Source organism: Paenibacillus sp. Root52 (genome assembly GCF_001426865.1).
GTDB lineage: Bacteria > Bacillota > Bacilli > Paenibacillales > Paenibacillaceae > Paenibacillus.
On record NZ_LMFO01000029.1, the window covers coordinates 462,173 to 480,890 of the forward strand.

The 18,718-nt window shown below is 45.4% G+C and carries 19 protein-coding genes; 16 read left to right on the forward strand and 3 right to left on the reverse strand.

All coding sequences use genetic code 11. The features are described 5' to 3' along the window. Window positions 1–111: 111 nt before the first annotated feature. Both ASD24_RS23260 and ASD24_RS23265 read right to left on the reverse strand, forming a co-directional pair. Entirely contained in the window at window positions 112–786 is a 675-nt protein-coding gene (locus ASD24_RS23260) for a hypothetical protein (RefSeq protein WP_056701007.1), read from the reverse strand. A gap of 55 nt (window positions 787–841) precedes the next feature. Further along, on the reverse strand, window positions 842–1,363 hold the full coding sequence (locus tag ASD24_RS23265; protein WP_056701010.1) for a hypothetical protein: 522 nt from the start codon (window positions 1,361–1,363) through the stop codon (window positions 842–844). A gap of 341 nt (window positions 1,364–1,704) precedes the next feature. Here ASD24_RS23265 and ASD24_RS23270 point away from each other — a divergent pair, with 341 nt between their 5' ends. From ASD24_RS23270 to ASD24_RS23290, 5 genes are all read left to right on the forward strand, one after another. After that, a complete protein-coding gene (locus tag ASD24_RS23270; protein ID WP_056701012.1) occupies window positions 1,705–2,382 on the forward strand; it encodes an SOS response-associated peptidase in 678 nt (225 codons plus the stop codon). Between the two features lie 390 nt (window positions 2,383–2,772). Beyond that, on the forward strand, window positions 2,773–3,903 hold the full coding sequence (locus ASD24_RS23275) for an NADH-dependent flavin oxidoreductase (protein WP_056701013.1): 1,131 nt from the start codon (window positions 2,773–2,775) through the stop codon (window positions 3,901–3,903). Between the two features lie 184 nt (window positions 3,904–4,087). Continuing rightward, window positions 4,088–4,855 (forward strand): DeoR/GlpR family DNA-binding transcription regulator, encoded by a 768-nt coding sequence (locus tag ASD24_RS23280; RefSeq protein ID WP_056701015.1) that lies wholly within the window; start codon window positions 4,088–4,090, stop codon window positions 4,853–4,855. Window positions 4,856–4,898: 43 nt separating this feature from the next. After that, the gene (locus ASD24_RS23285) at window positions 4,899–5,357 is read left to right on the forward strand and encodes an OsmC family protein (RefSeq protein WP_056701017.1); all 459 of its coding nucleotides are present in this window, start codon (window positions 4,899–4,901) and stop codon (window positions 5,355–5,357) included. Window positions 5,358–5,416: 59 nt separating this feature from the next. Then, complete coding sequence (locus ASD24_RS23290) at window positions 5,417–6,004, forward strand: DUF2062 domain-containing protein (protein WP_056701018.1); 588 nt, start codon at window positions 5,417–5,419, stop codon at window positions 6,002–6,004. Here the strand turns inward: ASD24_RS23290 and ASD24_RS23295 are convergent. Next, window positions 5,982–6,911 (reverse strand): AEC family transporter, encoded by a 930-nt coding sequence (locus tag ASD24_RS23295; protein WP_056701020.1) that lies wholly within the window; start codon window positions 6,909–6,911, stop codon window positions 5,982–5,984. The genes ASD24_RS23290 and ASD24_RS23295 overlap by 23 nt on opposite strands. 212 nt (window positions 6,912–7,123) lie before the next feature. Between ASD24_RS23295 and ASD24_RS23300 the strand changes: the two genes are divergently transcribed. The 11 genes from ASD24_RS23300 to ASD24_RS23350 all read left to right on the forward strand — a co-directional run bounded on the left by ASD24_RS23300 (window position 7,124) and on the right by ASD24_RS23350 (window position 18,611). Continuing rightward, window positions 7,124–8,206 carry a lactonase family protein gene (locus tag ASD24_RS23300; protein WP_056701021.1) on the forward strand — a complete coding sequence of 361 codons (1,083 nt, stop codon included), beginning with the start codon at window positions 7,124–7,126 and terminating at the stop codon, window positions 8,204–8,206. 374 nt (window positions 8,207–8,580) lie between these two features. Further along, window positions 8,581–9,213 (forward strand): 3-hexulose-6-phosphate synthase, encoded by a 633-nt coding sequence (gene hxlA, locus ASD24_RS23305; RefSeq protein WP_056701023.1) that lies wholly within the window; start codon window positions 8,581–8,583, stop codon window positions 9,211–9,213. Window positions 9,214–9,217: 4 nt separating this feature from the next. Continuing rightward, a complete protein-coding gene (gene hxlB, locus ASD24_RS23310; RefSeq protein WP_056701179.1) occupies window positions 9,218–9,781 on the forward strand; it encodes a 6-phospho-3-hexuloisomerase in 564 nt (187 codons plus the stop codon). Between the two features lie 280 nt (window positions 9,782–10,061). Next, window positions 10,062–10,418 (forward strand): winged helix-turn-helix transcriptional regulator, encoded by a 357-nt coding sequence (locus ASD24_RS23315; RefSeq protein ID WP_056701025.1) that lies wholly within the window; start codon window positions 10,062–10,064, stop codon window positions 10,416–10,418. Between the two features lie 284 nt (window positions 10,419–10,702). Beyond that, a complete protein-coding gene (gene pepF / locus ASD24_RS23320; protein ID WP_056701027.1) occupies window positions 10,703–12,505 on the forward strand; it encodes an oligoendopeptidase F in 1,803 nt (600 codons plus the stop codon). A 151-nt stretch (window positions 12,506–12,656) separates the two neighbouring features. Then, window positions 12,657–13,127 (forward strand): DUF2500 domain-containing protein, encoded by a 471-nt coding sequence (locus tag ASD24_RS23325; protein ID WP_235540765.1) that lies wholly within the window; start codon window positions 12,657–12,659, stop codon window positions 13,125–13,127. Between the two features lie 251 nt (window positions 13,128–13,378). Continuing rightward, complete coding sequence (locus tag ASD24_RS23330; RefSeq protein WP_056701029.1) at window positions 13,379–14,872, forward strand: rhamnulokinase; 1,494 nt, start codon at window positions 13,379–13,381, stop codon at window positions 14,870–14,872. 1 nt (window position 14,873) lies between these two features. Continuing rightward, the gene (locus tag ASD24_RS23335) at window positions 14,874–15,635 is read left to right on the forward strand and encodes a DeoR/GlpR family DNA-binding transcription regulator (protein ID WP_056701031.1); all 762 of its coding nucleotides are present in this window, start codon (window positions 14,874–14,876) and stop codon (window positions 15,633–15,635) included. A gap of 18 nt (window positions 15,636–15,653) precedes the next feature. Continuing rightward, window positions 15,654–16,382: a (Fe-S)-binding protein gene (locus ASD24_RS23340; protein WP_056701033.1), complete on the forward strand. Its 729-nt coding sequence runs from the start codon at window positions 15,654–15,656 to the stop codon at window positions 16,380–16,382. Then, the gene (locus ASD24_RS23345; protein ID WP_056701034.1) at window positions 16,379–17,893 is read left to right on the forward strand and encodes a LutB/LldF family L-lactate oxidation iron-sulfur protein; all 1,515 of its coding nucleotides are present in this window, start codon (window positions 16,379–16,381) and stop codon (window positions 17,891–17,893) included. The genes ASD24_RS23340 and ASD24_RS23345 overlap by 4 nt, the downstream gene beginning before the upstream one ends. Then, window positions 17,886–18,611 carry a LutC/YkgG family protein gene (locus tag ASD24_RS23350; protein WP_056701036.1) on the forward strand — a complete coding sequence of 242 codons (726 nt, stop codon included), beginning with the start codon at window positions 17,886–17,888 and terminating at the stop codon, window positions 18,609–18,611. Before ASD24_RS23345 ends, ASD24_RS23350 begins: the two co-directional genes overlap by 8 nt. Window positions 18,612–18,718: the final 107 nt, after the last annotated feature.

The window sequence follows — 18,718 nt, forward strand, 5'->3', positions numbered from 1 at the left end:
TTTTCTCCGGTGCAGCACATTTTTGTTATATGTAAGACTTATCGTGTGTGCGAGAGAAAGTATCCGCCGTAAAAGAACATTGGGCAGGACTTAGCGCTTGCAAGCCTGCAGTTATTTGCTCTGTTCTTCACTTTGAATTTGGTTCAATTGATCGAGACTTAATGTAAGGTCATTTTCGGGATTGGCACTGACAATCACTGGAGATGTCGTTTGTTGCTCTGTAGACTGGCTGGATTTGCTCGCCGGTTTGATCACATACAGACTTTGAATGGAGTTGAGGAGACTGGCGGGTGTGTCTTCGTAGGTTTCAAGGAAGAGCACATAATCCTTCGTAGGAATCAGTGAGACGTGGTCATCATTGATAATCTCAGTGTTATTCAGTTGTCCTCCCAGTTGTTTAACTTCAAGCGTATCCCCTGCTACGAATGCACCTTTGTAGGATTCGGCAACTTGAATCGTATGAATGGTGTAGATTTTGTCAAAAGCAAGCTCTGCATTTCCAGCATCTAACGTAACCTCTTGGGTATTCTCCTGATCAGCTTCGGAAGCTTGTACCCTATCATTCAATGCTTCTACACGCGTTTGGATCACATTACCCTTAATAATGGTATCCGCTCGATCAGAGAGGTCGTTGATGCTTGAATAGTTGGGAAAGTCTTCAGAAGCAATTAGAGTGATCGGAGCCTGAGGCGTTGATGCCGTTTGGGTCGTGACAGAAGAGCAACCTAGTGTGGACAGAATGAAGATTGAAGAGGCAAACAGGGTTAATATTTGGATTTTTCTCATGGATATCGTTCCTCCTTGGAATAGGTTTAGTAGAGAGAGGTATTAGAACGAGGCGTTAGTATCTGGATCTAACATTGTTGATATCAAAAGTCTGCGGCTTGGTCATAGAATTGCGATTACGGGTGTAGGACATGATGGAAGGGCTAGACGTAGTGGGGTTATCTCCAAGCCAAACGGAGTGACCTAGTTCGTGCACGAACACACTCTGAATGAAGTTAGATAAGTTGGTTGCGTCTGCTGATATGGTAGAAGCGTTGAGTTCAATGCGGAAGCTTACGACTTGACTACCTGATACAGAAGCATAATTGACACCATAAGCAGTGTTATTGAAGTTTCCAGCGGTGATGGTATTAGGGGAATTGTTTGATTTGGTGAACTGCACTTTGGCACCTGCGTTGTTCCAGTTGGTGATAGAAGCGTCCATCGGGGCTTGCCATGTAGAGGTGTAATTATAAGGACGAATAGGAATAGTGGAGCTGGGATAGCCATAATTCAAGAAGGTTGCGGCATAGATTGTACTGCCAAACATCGCGAGGGCTGAGAACAACATGATGCTCATAAGAATTTTCCTTTTCATACTTAAAACCTCCAATAAATGTATTATTTTACTCTATTAGAGTAACAGGGAATTCAGCTATTGAAATGAGTCTCAAGTCATTGTTTTAAAGGATAAATCTCTCCTTTTTTCATTAAAATTAAGCTTATTTCGTCTAAGTATCTGGATTACTGTCGAATCATAACAGGCTCACAAACATGTTGAGGGACACCGAATCCGTGATTATTAACAATCAATGTAAGCTAGAAGTTCAAGAAGAAGTATGAAATAAGACGAGTATTTTGTACAGTTATACATGCATAATTTCCCTCCGAATACAAACAATACAAACAACTTAGAGAGGGAAAGGAAGTGCCTTGAGCATGTGCAACCGATTTTCGTTGGCAGCAGATTTAGATGAGGTTAGAGATCATTTCAAAATACAGCGAGTGATGTATTATTACAAAAACCGTTATAATATCAGTCCTACCCAGCATACGCCAATCATTCTTCATCAGGATGGGGAGCGTGTATTGGATGAGTTTCGTTGGGGGTTCATTCCATTTTGGGGACGTGATGCGGTGAATGCGAACCTGATGACTGTGCATGATAATCCTTCGTATTACAAACTGGTGGAAACGAAGCGGTGCGTTATTCCATGCAACGGTCTCTATTACTGGCGTCAAGAAGGCAAAAAAAGCTTTGCTGTTCGTGTAGTTATGCCGGATCGTGGTTTGTTCGGAATTGCCGGATTATATGAGATTTGGAAAGACACTCGAAAACAACCGCTTCGTACCTGCACGATGCTAATGACGGGAGCCAACATGGTTACCCGGGAGTTTGGCAGCAAGATGCCTGCGATCTTGTCGGGAACGGAGATTGATACATGGCTAGATCCTGCGAACACTCGTGTAACGCAGCTTCTACCCCTCTTGAAATCTTACAATAGTTCAGACATGCATCTGTATCCAGTGACACCAATGGTTGCGAATGATGAACATGACTGTTATGAATGCGTAGAAGAGGTAGAACAGAAGCTAGCATATGTGCGCAGCTACTAAATCAACTCAACCAATATAGAGCCCATTAAAGGCGGAAAGTCTCTAAGGTGTGCCTGATAACTCCGAAGGACGCAGAATTATCCGGATTTTCGTTCCAAGCAAGGAAGTTTTCTGAAGACGTGCCGGAGCGCGTCAAGGGAAAATGACGAAGCAGGGAGCCAAAATATGGTGAAAGATGCGCTTCAGCGAGTTTTGAGATACGTCCTATGCTTCCCGCCTTTTTTCGGGTTTGAGAGACTGAATTTCCGTTTAATGGAGAGGGTGCTCGTTCTGCTGAGAAAAGAAAAGTTGAAATGCAATCGAATAGTAACTATAATAATTACAGTAAAAAGAAATACGTATTCATATATCTATTAAAAGAGATATTTATATTCAGGAGGGAAACCCAAAATGAATCCAAAATTCAACAAAATGTTTGAACAAGTCTCTCTACCCAATGGCATTGCTCTCAAAAACCGGATTGTATTGGCACCAATGACACATATGTCTTCCAACGCCGATGGCACCGTATCCGATGAGGAGCTTGAATATTATGCTCGTCGTACCGGCGGTGCCGGCATGTCTGTAACAGCTGTAACCTACGTTACACCAAACGGTATCGGCTTCCCTGCACAATTTGCAGCTTATGATGACAGCTTCATTCCTGGACTGAAACGTCTGGCAGATACAATCAAACAACAAGGCTCCAAAGCCGTATTGCAAATCTTCCACGCAGGTCGATTGACTCCTGAACAAGCTGTTCCAGCAGGTCAAGTGGTAGCTCCAAGTGCAGTTGCCAGTGAGCGTCCAGGCTCTCCATTACCAAGAGAACTATCCGATGAAGAGATTACGTCAATTATTAAGGATTTTGGTGAAGCTACACGCCGCGCGATTGAAGCTGGATTCGACGGTGTTGAAATTCATGGTGCGAACGGATATCTGATTCAACAATTCTTCTCGCCACATTCGAATCGCCGTGAAGACCGCTGGGGCGGTAGTGTTGAAAAACGTCTGACGTTCCCACTTGCGGTGGTTGATGAAGTTCAAGAGGTTGTGGCAAAACATACCAAACTACCATTCATCGTTGGTTATCGTTTCTCACCAGAGGAACCGGAAACACCGGGTCTGACAATGGAAGAGACGTATGCACTGATCGATGCATTGAAAGAGAAAAACTTAGATTATTTGCACGTATCCCTGAACGAGTTCTGGTCTAAACCAAGACGTGGTGAAGCAGATACACGCTCTAGAATGGAGTTTATCCTTGATCGTGTAGGTGGTAAATTGCCAGTTATCGGTGTAGGTTCAATCCATACAGCAGATCAAGCAGCTGAAGCGCTCGAGAGTGGTGTACCTTTGCTTGCCATTGGACGTGAGCTGATTATCGAGCCGGATTGGGTAGAGAAGATTGAAAGTGGTCGTGAGGAAGATATTGAGACCATTCTGACCAAATCGGATCAGGAGCGTCTAGTCATTCCAGATGGCTTGTGGAATGCTATTATTCATACACCGGGATGGTTCCCAATGGCTGATGACAAATAATGACCGATTTCATTAGAATCGATCATAGTTGATTCTGTCCAGTAATGCAGGACACATGAAGATTAAGGGGGAGCAGAGGCTCCCTCTTTTTTGACATGGTTTCGAAATTCTCCTTCGAAGGGCACTGTGGTATGATGGATGAACAGAAAAGTCTTGGATAATCAACGGTTTGGAGTGAAGGAATATGCTCGTTGCGGAACGGTATGAGAAAATAGTGGAATGGGTGGACGCACAAGGGAGCATGCGCGTTACAGAGCTAAGTGAGCGCTGCGGTGTAACGGAAGAGACGATACGGCGAGATCTGGACAAGCTGGAGCAGGCGGGTAGACTCAGGCGGTCACACGGTGGAGCGGTCACGATTAAATACAAAGATGAGGGACAGCCGGAGATTCCATATCCGGAGAGGGCTGTAACCCATGCCGAGGAGAAGCGTAGAATCGCAGATGAAGCAGTCAAACTGGTCGAGTCTGGCGATCGAATTGCCCTCGATGCGAGTACGACAGCTTGGTATATGGCGGCAGGATTACCGAATATCCCACTTACAGTTCTTACGAATTCGATTAAAGTGGCGGCAGAGCTTAGCAATAAGGAACAGATTCGCGTGATTGCGACAGGAGGTCAATTAGCCTCAAAGTCCCTGTCCTTTGTAGGGCCGCTGGCTGAGCGTTCTTTGGACGCATATCATGTGGACAAGGTGTTTTTATCATGTAAAGGTGTGCATCTAACCAAGGGAATTAGCGAATCGAATGAATTGCAGGCTCTGGTGAAGCAAAAGATGATAAGTATTGCGGATGAGGTCATTTTGCTGGCAGATTCGAGCAAGTTCAATGTACAGGCGTTTACTCGGGTCGCACAGATTGATAGTGTGTCGAAAGTAATCACGGATCATGGTTTGGATCCAGAGCAGGTTAGTATGCTAGAAGAACAAATGATTGAATTAATACGAGTCTAATCGTTGACAATAACTATCGTAGTATGAAAGGAATGAATGTGTAATGAAGCATCCTTTTCACTTAAAGGCTGTATGGAATGGTGGACGCAACAGTGAGGGACATATTGATGCTGGCGGATTGAAATCCGTTATCTCCATTCCACAGGAGATGGGTGGCCCGGGAACAGGCACGAACCCAGATGAAATGTTGCTCGGAGCGGCCGCTACTTGTTACGTTATTACGCTGGCAGCGATGTTAGAGCGTTCTGATATTACACCTCATGAATTGACTCTGGAATCAGAGGCAACCGTGGATGTAACGAATAACATTTTTACGTATGAGCGTATTGTGCATCGACCTAGAATTGTACTGCAAGCAGATGCCAGCGAGTCTGATGAAGTGAAGGCAGAGCGTCTGGCTCACAAGGCAGAGGAATCTTGTATGATATCAAGAGCTGTAGCAGGAAATGTAACCATTGAAACGGAGCCCGTAATTGTTAAAGCAAGTGTTGGCCCGATGTGACCAACAGAAGAATAGACGGCAATAGCCGTCATTTTGAGTAAGATGAAGGGAAGTTCAGTATGAGTATACAGAAAAATAAGACTACCCGATTTGCACGTTTGGGACGTGCCATGAAGCTGAATTTTCTCAAATTGTTACGTGCTCCAGGTGGTGCTCACAAAGTATCGACGGGGTTCGCCATAGGGTTTGGATTGGAACTGATCGTTATTTCCACTGCATCGCTAATTTATCTGGTGTTCTATCCGATTGTTCGGCTATCAGGTGGGTCTTTACCAGCCGCAATTGTAGGGAATGTTGTTGGCAAGCTTACATTCTTACCTATCATTCTAATGCCGCTTGCGAAGCAGATTGGTTCTTGGATCTTGCCGGCACATAGCATGGGAAATGGGATTGTGCATGAAAGTGCATGGATGGAATTGTTCCGTGGGAATTGGTCAGCTCTGAGCGAGCTATTGTTAGGTGGACTTGATATTTTGGCAGGCATGTCAATCTTTGGGGCAACGCTGGGGTTGATTTCTTATTTTGTCGTGAAGTTCTTCTATGTAAGGGCGCTAAAGCGTCGGTATGAACGCCGATTGGAGAAACGCCATCAAGCGGCGTCATCTCCATCGACTGCCGTACTAATTAGGAAACCATCACAATCATGATAGGCAGTATGCCCATGGAAGCGACGGTTGTCCACAGAATGCAGCGCGACACAAACTGAGGCGAGGCATTGAATTGTTCTGCGAGTATCACTGCATTTACTGCTGTTGGCATAGATGACAGGATCAGCAGAACGCGGAATAATGTTCCCTCAACTTGAAGGGCACGAAGGATGAAGTAGGACAGTATGGGTGCTGCGGCTAGGCGCACAACAAGACCTGTCCAAAAGGCGCGATGAACGTTCGAAGGCCATGGTTCCGTTGATCCACGTGGACGCAGCATTTGGGCTCCAAGGATGGCGAGCACAACGGGAGCGTATCCTGTTGCAATCAGGGAGATGCCTCCATCTAACGCTTCGGGCAATCGAAGATCGGATGTACGAAGGAAAATAGCGATGGTTGCCGCATAGATCGAAGGCATACGAAAGACGGACAACATAGCCTTTTGGACTGTGAATTCAGATCGTGCTGCAAAAAAGATACCTACCGTATTTACAATAATCATCTGTCCAATCACATAAACCGAAGCCTTATCTAGTCCAAGCTGGCCAAAGGCTAACAGTACAAGCGGGAGTCCGTAATTCACACAGTTCGTAAACGTGGAGACAAGGGTAAGTCCCGCTTTTTCGCTTGCCCCAAGCTTAAAGACACGGCTCAGTAATTCGGCAAGGAGCCAGAGTGCGATAAGATTAATAATTGAAAACCAGAGGGTGCTGGTAACGTCTGTCCATGTAATTTCGGCGTGAAGCAATGTATCAAAGATAAGAGCTGGGCTCAAAATATAGAGGGAAAAGGTGGATAGTGGCCTTGTGTCCCAATTCTTGAATCGTTTGAGTAGAAGACCTGCAATAACAGGAAGTGAGATCGGGAGAAATACGTGATATAGCGTCAACATAAATGAATGCAGCAACGTTGTTCAGTCCTTTCTAGATGTCAAACCTCACTCATCATATCAGAAATGCATCTTAGGATGAATGGATTGGCTATAATCCATGGAATGTGGGTACTGTAATATGGCTTGTCTCCAGTGTATGGAGAGAGGGTGGATTGCTATTTTGATATGACAGATTTATTATAGAAGAGGTGCAACAAGATTACATACACATAGAGGAGGAAACTATAATGAGTGAATCTAAACGCTTGATCGTACTGACTGGCTCTTATGCCGAAGCTGAGAACGAGGGCATTTATGCATATGAATTGAATGAGGATACAGGAAGTCTGGCGAAGCTAGACGGCATCTCCGGGGTGAAAAACCCAACGTTTGTTAACGTTGATGCAGAAGGCAACAAGCTGTATGCGATTGGTGAAGCAACTTCTGCTGAAGGCAACAAAATGTCTGAAGCGGTAGCACTGAGTATCGATCCTGCAACAGGCAAATTGTCCTTGCTGAACCGCAAAAACTCCATTTCCGCTCCTCCTTGTCATATCCAGCGCGACCCATCCGGACGATACTTGATTCTGTCGAGTTACCACGGTGGATTGGTTGGTCTGCAAGCTGTTACGGATAACGGCGAAATCGGTGAGCTATTGGATGAGAAGAAACATGAAGGTCAAGGCGCACACCCTGAACGTCAAGACAAACCACATGTACACTCCGCATTCTTCAGCCCTGATGGCAAATATATGATGGTACAAGATCTCGGTGCAGATAAAATTGCAATCTATTCCATTGATGCAGACAAGAATGAATTGGTACTGCACAGTGAAACGAAAACTCACGCGGGTGCAGGCCCACGTCATTTGGCGTTTCATCCAAATGGTCAATTCGCTTATGTAATCAATGAGGTGGATTCTTCAATTACTTCTTTCCGTTATGATGCTGCTGCGGGTACGTTGACAGAAGTATCTACGGTGTCTACACTTCCAGATGGTTATGACGGTAAGGAGAATACAACAGCTGAGATTACGGTTTCTAACGATGGACGTTTCGTCTATGGTTCCAACCGTGGTCATGACAGCATCGTTGTGTATGCTGTGGATGCTGATGCTGGACATCTGAAACTGGTGGAGCACGTATCGGCAGAGGGTGAACACCCACGTCATTTCGCGTTGACTCCAAACGGCAAATTGCTGATTGCAGCTAACCGTGACACAAACAACATTGTAACGTTCACTGTAGATCAAGAAAGCGGACGTTTGAAATACACAGGACACAGCACAGGTGTATCCAAGCCGGTATGTGTGAAGCCTGTATATCTGTAAGCTGTTCATCCTGCAATAGGTAATTGTATGATCTATTGATCAAACGTATTGCCTTATTAAAGGATTGTCTAAGAGATCACTTCCTTTCTAAGAGAGGGGTGATCTCTTTTGTGTTTTTTTGACCTAAGCATTAAATAGAGATATCAAATGAAGTTCTTATAACAACGTAACTTTATCAATAGTATCGTGCAAGTAACTACCTCACTTCAAAGTGCGTACTTCCAGAATGGATAGTCAGGGTCTACAATAAATGAGTAGCAACAACCAAACTTTGCATGCATCGAAGCAGATGGAATGGTGCAAGTTAAACATTTAGAGTCACTTTACAGGAAGTACGCCATACTCATATTTGAACAACAAAGGAGAAATAAATTATGAAATTACAACTCGCACTGGATCTCGTTAATATCCCTGATGGTATCGCACTTGTTAAAGAAGTTGAACAATATATTGACATCGTTGAGATTGGTACACCAATCGTAATTAACGAAGGATTGCACGCGGTTAAAGCAATGAAAGAAGCTTTCCCTAACCTGCAAGTTCTTGCTGACCTGAAAATTATGGACGCAGGTGGTTACGAAATTATGAAAGCTGCTGAAGCAGGTGCAGATCTGGTAACTGTCCTTGGTGCAACCAACGACATGACGATCAAAGGTGCTGTTGAAGAAGCTAAAAAACAAAACAAACAAGTTCTGGTAGATATGATTAACGTACCTGACCTTGAAAAACGTGCACGTGAAATTGATGCGCTTGGCGTTGACTACATCTGTGTACACACAGGTTATGACCAACAAGCAGCAGGACAAAGCCCATTTGAAGATCTGCAAACGATCAAACGTGCTGTAAAAAATGCAAAAACAGCTGTAGCGGGTGGAATTAAGCTCGACACGCTTCCAGAAGTAATCAAAGCACAACCGGATCTCGTAATCGTTGGCGGCGGAATTACAGGTCAGGATGACAAAGCAGCAGTTGCATCTGAAATGCAACGTCTTGTACGCCAAGGCTAAGCATATGAGCACAAACCAATACGCAGCAGATATCTTGAAGGAGCTGGAGCGTACACTGAGCCAGATCGACGATGCAGAAATGCAGACGATGGCTGAGCATATTCTGGCCGCTGAACAGATCTTTGTCGCAGGTGCAGGTAGATCTGGTCTGATGGGTAAAGCTTTTGCCATGAGATTGATGCAAATGGGTCTTCGGGTCTATGTGGTAGGCGAGACCGTTACACCGGGTATTAGTCCGAAGGATTTCCTGCTGTTATGCTCAGGATCAGGGGAGACAGGCAGTCTAGCAGCGATGGCTCAAAAGGCTAACAAAGCTGGAGCACCTGTCGGTCTCATTACCATTAAACCAGAGTCTACAATTGGACAAATTGCAGATTCAGTAGTACGCATCCCGGCTTCAGCCAAAGAGGATACCGCCACTGCTGGAGCGGCAGTTACGATTCAGCCAATGGGTTCCTTGTTTGAACAGGGATTGTTACTAGGCATGGATGCACTGGTTCTTACGTTGATGGAAATGAAGAGTATGACCGGAGCAGACATGTTTGGACGCCACGCTAACCTTGAATAGTAGATTTGTCATCGTGTTCGATGAAATGCAATAAATAGATCGATGGAAGACCGGAAACCTTTGAATGCAAAGGCTCCGGTCTTTTTCCATGGAAGTGAACCAGCAGTCTAATTTTTCGTCTGACTTTGCTTCTTGCCCCTGCTGTAGTAGAATTAATAACAAGCTTCATTTTACAGAATGTACTTATTATGATGTATGAAACGACGAGCTTACTTGTGTGCATTGTGCATATGATAGGTGTTGTTCGCGATATACGATTTGGAGATAGGGGGCTCGGTGAATGGCATCCGAAGTCAAGGAACGGATTAACCTGAAAGAGATCAATTGTGAGAAGGAACTAACGCTAGCTGTTATTGGCGGCAAATGGAAATTGATCATTCTATGGCACTTAGGATTGGAAGGTACTAAACGATTCAGTGAGTTGAAACGACTGATCCCTCATATTACGCAGAAAATGCTGACTAACCAGCTGCGTGAACTAGAGGAAGATCAATTAATTGAGCGTAAAGTATACGCTGAGGTACCTCCACGTGTGGAGTACACCCTGACAGATCATGGACAGAGTCTGATGCCGGTACTACATGCGATGTATAACTGGGGTAAGAACTATGGTGAGAATGTCATCTGGAAGGCATAATTGCCTCCGTAAGCAATATCATCTGGGATCGCTTAATACTTACATCGAATATATTTATGTTAGAAAATAGTATAGAAATTACTTCAATCGCAGGATTCGTATAGGACACACTCCATAACCTGCGATTTTTTTAACGTTCTGAACATAGCCTGAGACGAGATGTTGCTTTTATAAATTGAACAAAATTTGAATCAAAAGTCTCAATTTAGGAGATGTCAGGTATACTTGCTCTCAATATGATAGGATGAGAGATATTGTAAATGTTAGGAGGATGAACAATAACGATGGAAAAAATACGTACACGCGCTGAAGTCGCGGAGGAAACAACCTGGAATTTGCAAGATTTATTTGCCACCGACGCAGAATGGGAAGCAGAGCTTAGATCTCTCCCTGAAGCGGCTGCACATGTCGAAACATTCAAAGGTCGCTTAGGTGAAGGTGCAGAACAGTTATTGGCTTGTCTCGATGCCTTAGAAGCGCTTCAGGAACGGATCGTAAAGACCGCTTCGTATGCTCGACTGAAGCAGTCTGAAGACAGTACGAATTCTGTAAATATTGAAAATTCTGCGAAAGCAGGGGACATCCTCTCTCATTTGTCATCGTCGTTGTCCTTTGTTCATTCTGAGATTACAGATCTTCCTGAAGGTACAGTGGAACGATATATAGAGGAGCTTCCAGGTCTCCGGAATTATGCTCGCAGTTTGAATCGATTAATTAAAGACAAAAAACATCGCTTATCTCCCGAAACCGAGAAGGTACTTGCTTCACTTGGAGAGGTATTGGATTCACCGTACCGGATCTATCTGCGAGGTAAACTAGCAGATATGAAGTTTGATGATGCGCTCGATGAGGAAGACAACAAACGTCCATTGTCTTGGTCTTTTTATGAGAATAATTATGAAATGTCTTCGGATACGAAGCTACGTCGCTCAGCCTATGCGGCATTCAGTGCCAAACTGAACGATTACAAAAATACGTTCGCTGAAGGTTATGCCGCAGAAGTGAAAAAACAGGTCGTGATGTCCCGGTTAAGGGGTTATGACGATGTGACGGACATGCTCCTTAATTCACAACAAGTGAGCAAAGAAATGTACAATAACGTGCTGGATATTATCCAGAAGGAACTTGCACCACATATGCGAAGACTTGCTGCGCTTAAGAAAAGAGAACTCGGTTTGGACAAGTTAATGTTCTGTGATCTGAAGGCTCCTCTTGATCCAGAATTCAGTCCAGCGATAACCTATGAAGAAGCATGTAAGTTAATTCAAGAAGCACTTGCTGTGCTTGGACCAGAATATGGTGAGATTGTAGAGCGGGCATTCAATGATCGCTGGGTGGACTATGCGGATAATGCAGGTAAATCGACCGGAGCGTTCTGTTCCTCGATCTACGGTGCACACTCGTATATTCTCATCTCTTGGGCAAATAACATGCGCGGAGCATTTACACTTGCTCATGAAGTGGGACATGCTGGACATTTCATGCTTGCTGGACGTTACCAGAGTCTGACCAATACCAGACCCTCGTTATATTTCATAGAAGCGCCTTCAACAATGAATGAAATGTTGCTCGCAGACCATCTACTTCAAAAATCCGATAATCCGAGAATGCGGCGCTGGGTTATTTTACAGCTTCTCAATACGTATTATCATAACTTTGTTACGCATCTATTAGAAGGTGAACTGCAGCGTCGTGTCTACGCTCTGGCAACCAAGGATCAACCGATTACAGCCCAAACCTTGAGCCAGCTCAAAGGTGATATTCTCTCCGAGTTCTGGGGGCCGGAACTGGTCATTGACGAAGGTGCGAAGTTGACCTGGATGAGACAACCTCATTATTACATGGGATTATATCCATACACCTATGCGGCTGGCCTAACTGCATCCACTGCCGCCGCTGTACGTATACGTGAAGAAGGACAACCGGCAGTGGATCGCTGGCTCGAAGCACTTAAGTCGGGTGGAAGCCTTGATCCGCAGGAATTAATGAAGCTTGCTGGTGTGGATATGTCCGGGCCAGAACCCATTCGCTCGGCTGTAGCTTATGTTGGCAGTCTGGTCGATGAACTCGAACGTCTGTATTCCTAACTAGAGTCATATAGTATATGGACGGACAAGGTAAGTAGATTAATTACATGCACCGTCTCCTTGAAATTGGAGGCGGTGCATCTCATTTCTAGCGAAAGGAACGATGATGAATGAGTTTACAACGTAAATGTTCATCTCTGGTGCATTAACTATGGATGGGTTCGGTGTCTTTGGCGACATGAATGGTGTACCAGGATTTGAGGGCAGTCAAGGCGGTTTCTTTTCAGGATTTGGCTCATTCGAGATGCTGAGCGCATGGATACCAATCATGTTTGGTGTGGTGTTTGTGGGAATTGCGGGAATTATTGCTTATGTGATCATTTCTAACTTACGCACCTGGTCTGCCAACAATGCTGCTGCATTGCTCACATTACATTCCACAATCGTGGCGAAACGGACGCAGGTAAGAGGAGGAGGAAATAGCAGAGCTTCAACTCATTATTACGTGACCTTTGAACTGGATAACGGAGAACGTATTGAACTGTTGGTTGGAGGCAGTGATTATGGAGCCTTGGTCGAAAGAGATCAGGGAATGCTTACCTATCAGGGAAGTAGATTTAAGCATTTTGAACGAGATCTACAGCAGCAGTCCGGGATCAGTACTGGACGTTTCTATACGTAAATAAGAGAATGGTGGCTCCTTCTAGGTGAAAGGAGTCTTTTTGTATTCAGCAAAAAGAAAGAAACACAGGGTATTCAAACGCTTACAACAATGATATACTCGTAAAATAAAGCTAAACAGTATAAAACAAAAATAAACAAACAACAAAATACATGCCAAAGTACAGAAAAATGAAGTCAGCGATTGACAGAGAGTCATCAGATAAAGAAATTCCTCATTATACAATGATATAGAAAGGTGGGTATATAGCCGTGAGTGTACTGGCGTATGATTTGGGCGCAAGCAGTGGCAGGGCGCTTCTTGGGCATCTGAATGATCGAGGCATTGAGACGCTCGAAATCCATCGATTCAAGAATGAACCGGTGAAGGTCGGAGAGCGGATGCATTGGGATATCCTGCGGTTACATCATGAGTTACTGACAGGATTGAATCTAGTGAAGCAGTCGGGAGAGCAGCCGGAGAGCTTGGCTATCGATTCTTGGGCTGTGGATTATGGGTTGCTAGGTAGTAATGGCGAACTGTTAGGTAATCCGTATCATTACCGTGATGCACAGTTTAGCGGCATGATGGAGCGGGTGCAAGAAGAATTAACACCGGAGGCAATATTCGAGCGTACGGGAATTCAATTTCTTAGTTTTAATACGATATATCAGTTAGCTACACTTCGTCGCCATCATTCGCCGTTGCTTAATGAAGCAGAACGCTTTCTGATGATTCCTGATCTGCTTCGTTACTTTTTGACAGGGGAAGCTGTGAATGAATTTACGAACGCAACAACAACTCAGCTATATAACCCAACAAAGGGTCAATGGGATCGCGAGCTATTGGCGCATATTGGCATATCCGATAAGTTATTCGGTGAGGTCGTGATGCCGGGAACGCACATAGGTCAGGTTCGAAACAGTATATGTAGTGATCTGGGGATCTCCGCCATTCCGGTGATTGCGGTTGCAGAGCATGATACAGGTTCAGCTGTTGTAGCAGTACCTGCTACGGAGCGATCATTTGCTTACCTTAGTTGTGGAACGTGGTCATTAATGGGCACTGAGATTGATCAACCTGCCATTAGCGCAGAGAGCTTGGCGTTGAATTTCACGAATGAAGGCGGGGCAGGAGGTACGTTCCGACTACTCAAGAACATTATGGGGCTTTGGATATTACAGGAGTGCATGCGTGAGTGGGAGCGTCAAGGACAAGCGATCAGTTATGCTGAATTGTTAGCGAAGGCAGAACGCTCGACGCCATTTGCGAGTCTTTTTGACCCGGATGATGATCTGTTCCTTGCTGCTGGCGATATGACGACACGCATACAAAAATATTGCCGGGATACGGGGCAGGCGCAACCTCAAGATCAAGGCGCGATTGCTCGTTCGATTTTGGAGAGTCTTGCACTGAAATATCGAAGAGTTCTGGGATGGACTGAACAGCTCTCCAAACAATCTTTTAACGGATTGCATATGGTGGGTGGCGGTATTCAGAATCGTTTATTATGTCAGTGGACAGCGAATTCAATTGGCAAACCGGTATGGGCTGGCCCCGCAGAGGGAAGTGCAATCGGAAATATGGCGGTGCAGTGGATGGCAAGTGGTGCCTTTAAAGATATTTGGGAAGCTCGCAGAGCCATTCGTGATTCATTCCCGATTACAACGTATGAACCACATGACAGGACAACTTGGGAAGAAGCGTATTGCAGATTCATACGTATCACAGATTCATTCCGGGCTCAAGCTGAGAGCGAGGTGTAACATGCTAGCAGCAGAGCGGTATGACCGGATTGTAGAGTTGGTTAATGCAACCGGCAGTATGCGTGTATCCGAACTGAGTGAACATTGCCGTGTGACGGAAGAAACCATTCGTCGCGATCTGGATCGATTAGAGCAAGCCGGACGGTTGAAACGTTCTCATGGCGGGGCGGTTAGCATCAAGGAGGATCAACCAGAGATTCCATATCGGGTGAGAGAAACGACGCATGCGGAAGAAAAGAAACGGATTGCCTTGGCGGCGGTATCCATGATCCGCCCCGGTGATCGCATTCTGCTAGATGCCAGTACAACGGCAGGTTACATGGCCGCTAATATGCCAGATATCCCGCTTACGGTGTTAACTAACTCGATTCAAGTAGCTACAGAGCTGAGTAGCAAGGATCGAATCGAAGTGATCTCCACAGGAGGACAGTTGGCTGGACGTTCGTTGTCTTTTGTAGGGCCGCTTGCGGAGCGTTCCTTGGAGACATATCACGTTGATAAATTATTCTTGTCTTGCAAAGGCGTTCATCTGGAGAGCGGAGGTATTAGCGAGTCCAATGAGCTTCAGGCTAGATTGAAGCAGAAGATGGTTGCCATATCGGATCAAGTTATTCTACTTGCAGACACAAGCAAGTTCGGTGTCCGTGCCTTTGCTCGTGTAACTGAGCTTAGCGATGTTCACGCAATCATCACGGATCAGCCGTTAGCAGACGATCTCATGGATCGGATGAGTGGATATAACATAGAATTAACGATTGTTTAAGAGATGGAGGGCGTAATCATGAAAGTCTCCTTGTTTATTACCTGTCTAAGTGATGCCATCTATCCTCGTGTTGGAGAAGCGATGGTTAGATTACTTGCCGCTCATGGCGTTCGATTGCATTTCCCACCTGTACAAACGTGTTGTGGTCAGCCTTCATATAATAGTGGCTATTGGGATGAGACACGGGTGGCAGCCAAAACGATTTTGGAAGCGTTTGATGACAGTGATTTTGTTGTGTGTCCTTCAGGCTCATGTACGTATATGATTCATCATTATCCTGAACTATTTGCCGATGAACCAGAATGGCTGGAAAAGGCCAAAAGACTTGAAGCGAAGGCATATGAATTTACACAATTCCTTGTCCAAGTGTTAGGGATTACCGATGTCGGAGCACATTTCCCACATAAGGTAACTTATCATCCATCCTGTCACGGTAGCCGTCTGCTCGGGGTAAAAGATGAACCAATGGCTCTGTTATCTGCGGTAAAAGGATTGGAGTTTGTTCCGCTCCCGTTCAGTGAAGATTGCTGCGGGTTCGGGGGCACGTTTGCTATCAAAATGTCTGATATCTCTGGAGCGATGGTTACAGAGAAAGTCGATCATATCAAAGAAACAGATGCTGAGGTATTAGTTGGACTTGATATGGCATGTCTAATGAATATCGCAGGCAATCTACGATACCGCAACGAACCGGTGCGTGTGATGCACTTGGCCGAATTGCTGTATGAGGGGGTGCAGACCGGATGAGCCAGCCAGGTGTAATGGATGTTACGGTAAAGGAACGTGCTGAACTAGCATTGAACGATGATTTTTTACGTAAAGCCGTAAGGTTCACGACCGAACGTTTACGTAATGGGAAGAAGTCGGCATCCGAGGAGCATGGTAACTGGGATGAATGGCGCGAGCGTGGACGTCAGATTCGTCTGCATACAATCGCTTATTTGGATTATTATCTGAATGAGTTCGTAAATAATGCACGTGCAAACGGGGTTCATATTCATTTTGCAGAATCCTCTGCACAGGCGGCTGCCATTGCCCTAGATATCGCGGTTCATAATGATGCTGCGTCTGTTGTGAAGTCAAAGTCCATGGTCTCAGAAGAAGTTCATTTGAATCATGCCTTGGAATCGGCAGGGATCGAGGCGATTGAGACGGATCTAGGTGAGTACATCATCCAATTGGCTGGTGAAGCCCCATCTCATATCGTTATTCCCGCCATTCATAAGAACCGATACCAGATTGCTGATCTCTTGTCCAAAGAAGCAGGCGAAATTCTAGAGCCGGACACGACCGTGCTTGCTGGCTTTGTTCGCAAAAAGCTGCGTGAGAAGTTCCTTGAAGCTGAGATTGGCATGACAGGCTGTAATTTTGCTATCGCAGAAACAGGATCCATGGTGCTATTCGAAAATGAAGGTAATGCTCGGATGGTATCCACGGTACCCAAAACACAAATAACACTGATGGGAATGGAACGGATTATCCCTTCGTGGACAGACCTGGAAGTGATGGCTACGCTATTGCCACGTTCGGCAACAGGTCAGAAGCTTACGATGTATATGTCTGGTATAACCGGTCCTCGTCGTAGTGAAGATGGGGATGGCCCAGATGAAATGCACATTATTATAGTAGACAACGGTCGTTCCCTTCAACTCGGTGACCCAGAATTTCAGGAATTGCTGAACTGTATTCGCTGCGGTGCTTGTCTTAATGCTTGCCCGGTCTACCGTCATATCGGTGGTCACGCCTATGGGGGAACATATAGTGGGCCAATCGGTGCTGTGCTGACACCAGCATTGAATGGCAACATTGATGAATGGAATGATATTGCAAGTGCTTCAAGTTTGTGCGGAGCATGTTATGAGGCGTGCCCAGTCAAAATTCCGCTCCATGATATGCTCGTGTATTTACGTAGACGCAAGGTGGAAGAAGGTCATGGCAACAAGCTTGAAAGTGCAGGCATGAAAGGGTTCGCCGCGGTTGTATCCAATTCCAAACGATTCAGCGCGGCCTTACGTCTCGGACAGTTGGGTCAGAAAGCAGTTGTACGTAACGACGGTATATCACTTAAGATCGGCCCGCTAAAAGGATGGAATAGTTACCGGGTTGCACCGAGTCTAGCGAAACGTTCCTTCCGGCAACAATGGAACAAGCTGGATCAAGAAATGAATCTGGAGCCGAAGAAGATGGATGCATCCGTCCAGAATCGCATGGAGCGGATCCTGCGTGAACGTACGGAAGGAGGCGGTAAGCATGAGTAGTGAACACCAGCAGTGGTTGGATCAATTAGAGAAGAAGTCTCGTGAGCAGCAGGAGCATTTCATGAATGACATTGCTTCCAAATTAAGAAGACCCAGACAGAGATATGCTCCAACGCAGCCGTTCCGTGGTGCGCCTTCGTTCTGGAATGAGCTGGAGTGGGATGAGGAGAAGCGTATTCAGGCGTTTACTGAAAACTTTGTGAGTGTGGGAGCGCATATCGCTCGCGTTCAGAATTTAGAGGAAGCCTCACAGTTTATTACAACAAAAGCGAATGAGCTTGGTGCCAAATATCTCATTAGACAAAATGAGCAAGCGATGACCGATTTGGGACTCGAACAAGCTCTCCCCGATGTGCAAATATCTGTCTGGAATACGAAATCGGATGAGAACTGGCGAGCACGTGCTGCAGAAGCGGATATCGGCGTAGTTATGGCAGATTATGCGACAGCTTATACAGGATCTGTTACCGTGCTGTCTTCACCCGAAAAAGGAAGATCGGTTAGTTTGCTTCCTACGGTTCTAATCATTATTATTCCGGTGGAACGCCTGTACACAAGACTAGGTGAAACGCTGAATCGATTTGATGACGTTGGACGAGAAAATCTTCCCGCGGGTATTCATTTTATTTCAGGCCCGAGCCGTTCGTCGGATATTGAAAACGATCTGACCATCGGTGTACACGGACCGGGTATTGTCTATGGACTTATTATGGGCTAACTGCTATTGACCCCAGTATATCGAGCTTTATAAAGTTATTTCGGAACTGCCTGGAAGCGGCTAATCGTCTGCTAAGGGCAGTTTTTGTTATTCTATAGAGGTTGTTC

Bases quoted from the DNA above. Each gene is read 5' to 3' on its own strand.
- ASD24_RS23260 (WP_056701007.1), bottom strand. From the start codon at position 786: ATGAGAAAAATCCAAATATTAACCCTGTTTGCCTCTTCAATCTTCATT.
- ASD24_RS23265 (WP_056701010.1), bottom strand. From the start codon at position 1,363: ATGAAAAGGAAAATTCTTATGAGCATCATGTTGTTCTCAGCCCTCGCG.
- ASD24_RS23270 (WP_056701012.1), top strand. From the start codon at position 1,705: ATGTGCAACCGATTTTCGTTGGCAGCAGATTTAGATGAGGTTAGAGAT.
- ASD24_RS23275 (WP_056701013.1), top strand. From the start codon at position 2,773: ATGAATCCAAAATTCAACAAAATGTTTGAACAAGTCTCTCTACCCAAT.
- ASD24_RS23280 (WP_056701015.1), top strand. From the start codon at position 4,088: ATGCTCGTTGCGGAACGGTATGAGAAAATAGTGGAATGGGTGGACGCA.
- ASD24_RS23285 (WP_056701017.1), top strand. From the start codon at position 4,899: ATGAAGCATCCTTTTCACTTAAAGGCTGTATGGAATGGTGGACGCAAC.
- ASD24_RS23290 (WP_056701018.1), top strand. From the start codon at position 5,417: ATGAGTATACAGAAAAATAAGACTACCCGATTTGCACGTTTGGGACGT.
- ASD24_RS23300 (WP_056701021.1), top strand. From the start codon at position 7,124: ATGAGTGAATCTAAACGCTTGATCGTACTGACTGGCTCTTATGCCGAA.
- hxlA (WP_056701023.1), top strand. From the start codon at position 8,581: ATGAAATTACAACTCGCACTGGATCTCGTTAATATCCCTGATGGTATC.
- hxlB (WP_056701179.1), top strand. From the start codon at position 9,218: ATGAGCACAAACCAATACGCAGCAGATATCTTGAAGGAGCTGGAGCGT.
- ASD24_RS23315 (WP_056701025.1), top strand. From the start codon at position 10,062: ATGGCATCCGAAGTCAAGGAACGGATTAACCTGAAAGAGATCAATTGT.
- pepF (WP_056701027.1), top strand. From the start codon at position 10,703: ATGGAAAAAATACGTACACGCGCTGAAGTCGCGGAGGAAACAACCTGG.
- ASD24_RS23325 (WP_235540765.1), top strand. From the start codon at position 12,657: ATGGATGGGTTCGGTGTCTTTGGCGACATGAATGGTGTACCAGGATTT.
- ASD24_RS23335 (WP_056701031.1), top strand. From the start codon at position 14,874: ATGCTAGCAGCAGAGCGGTATGACCGGATTGTAGAGTTGGTTAATGCA.
- ASD24_RS23340 (WP_056701033.1), top strand. From the start codon at position 15,654: ATGAAAGTCTCCTTGTTTATTACCTGTCTAAGTGATGCCATCTATCCT.
- ASD24_RS23345 (WP_056701034.1), top strand. From the start codon at position 16,379: ATGAGCCAGCCAGGTGTAATGGATGTTACGGTAAAGGAACGTGCTGAA.
- ASD24_RS23350 (WP_056701036.1), top strand. From the start codon at position 17,886: ATGAGTAGTGAACACCAGCAGTGGTTGGATCAATTAGAGAAGAAGTCT.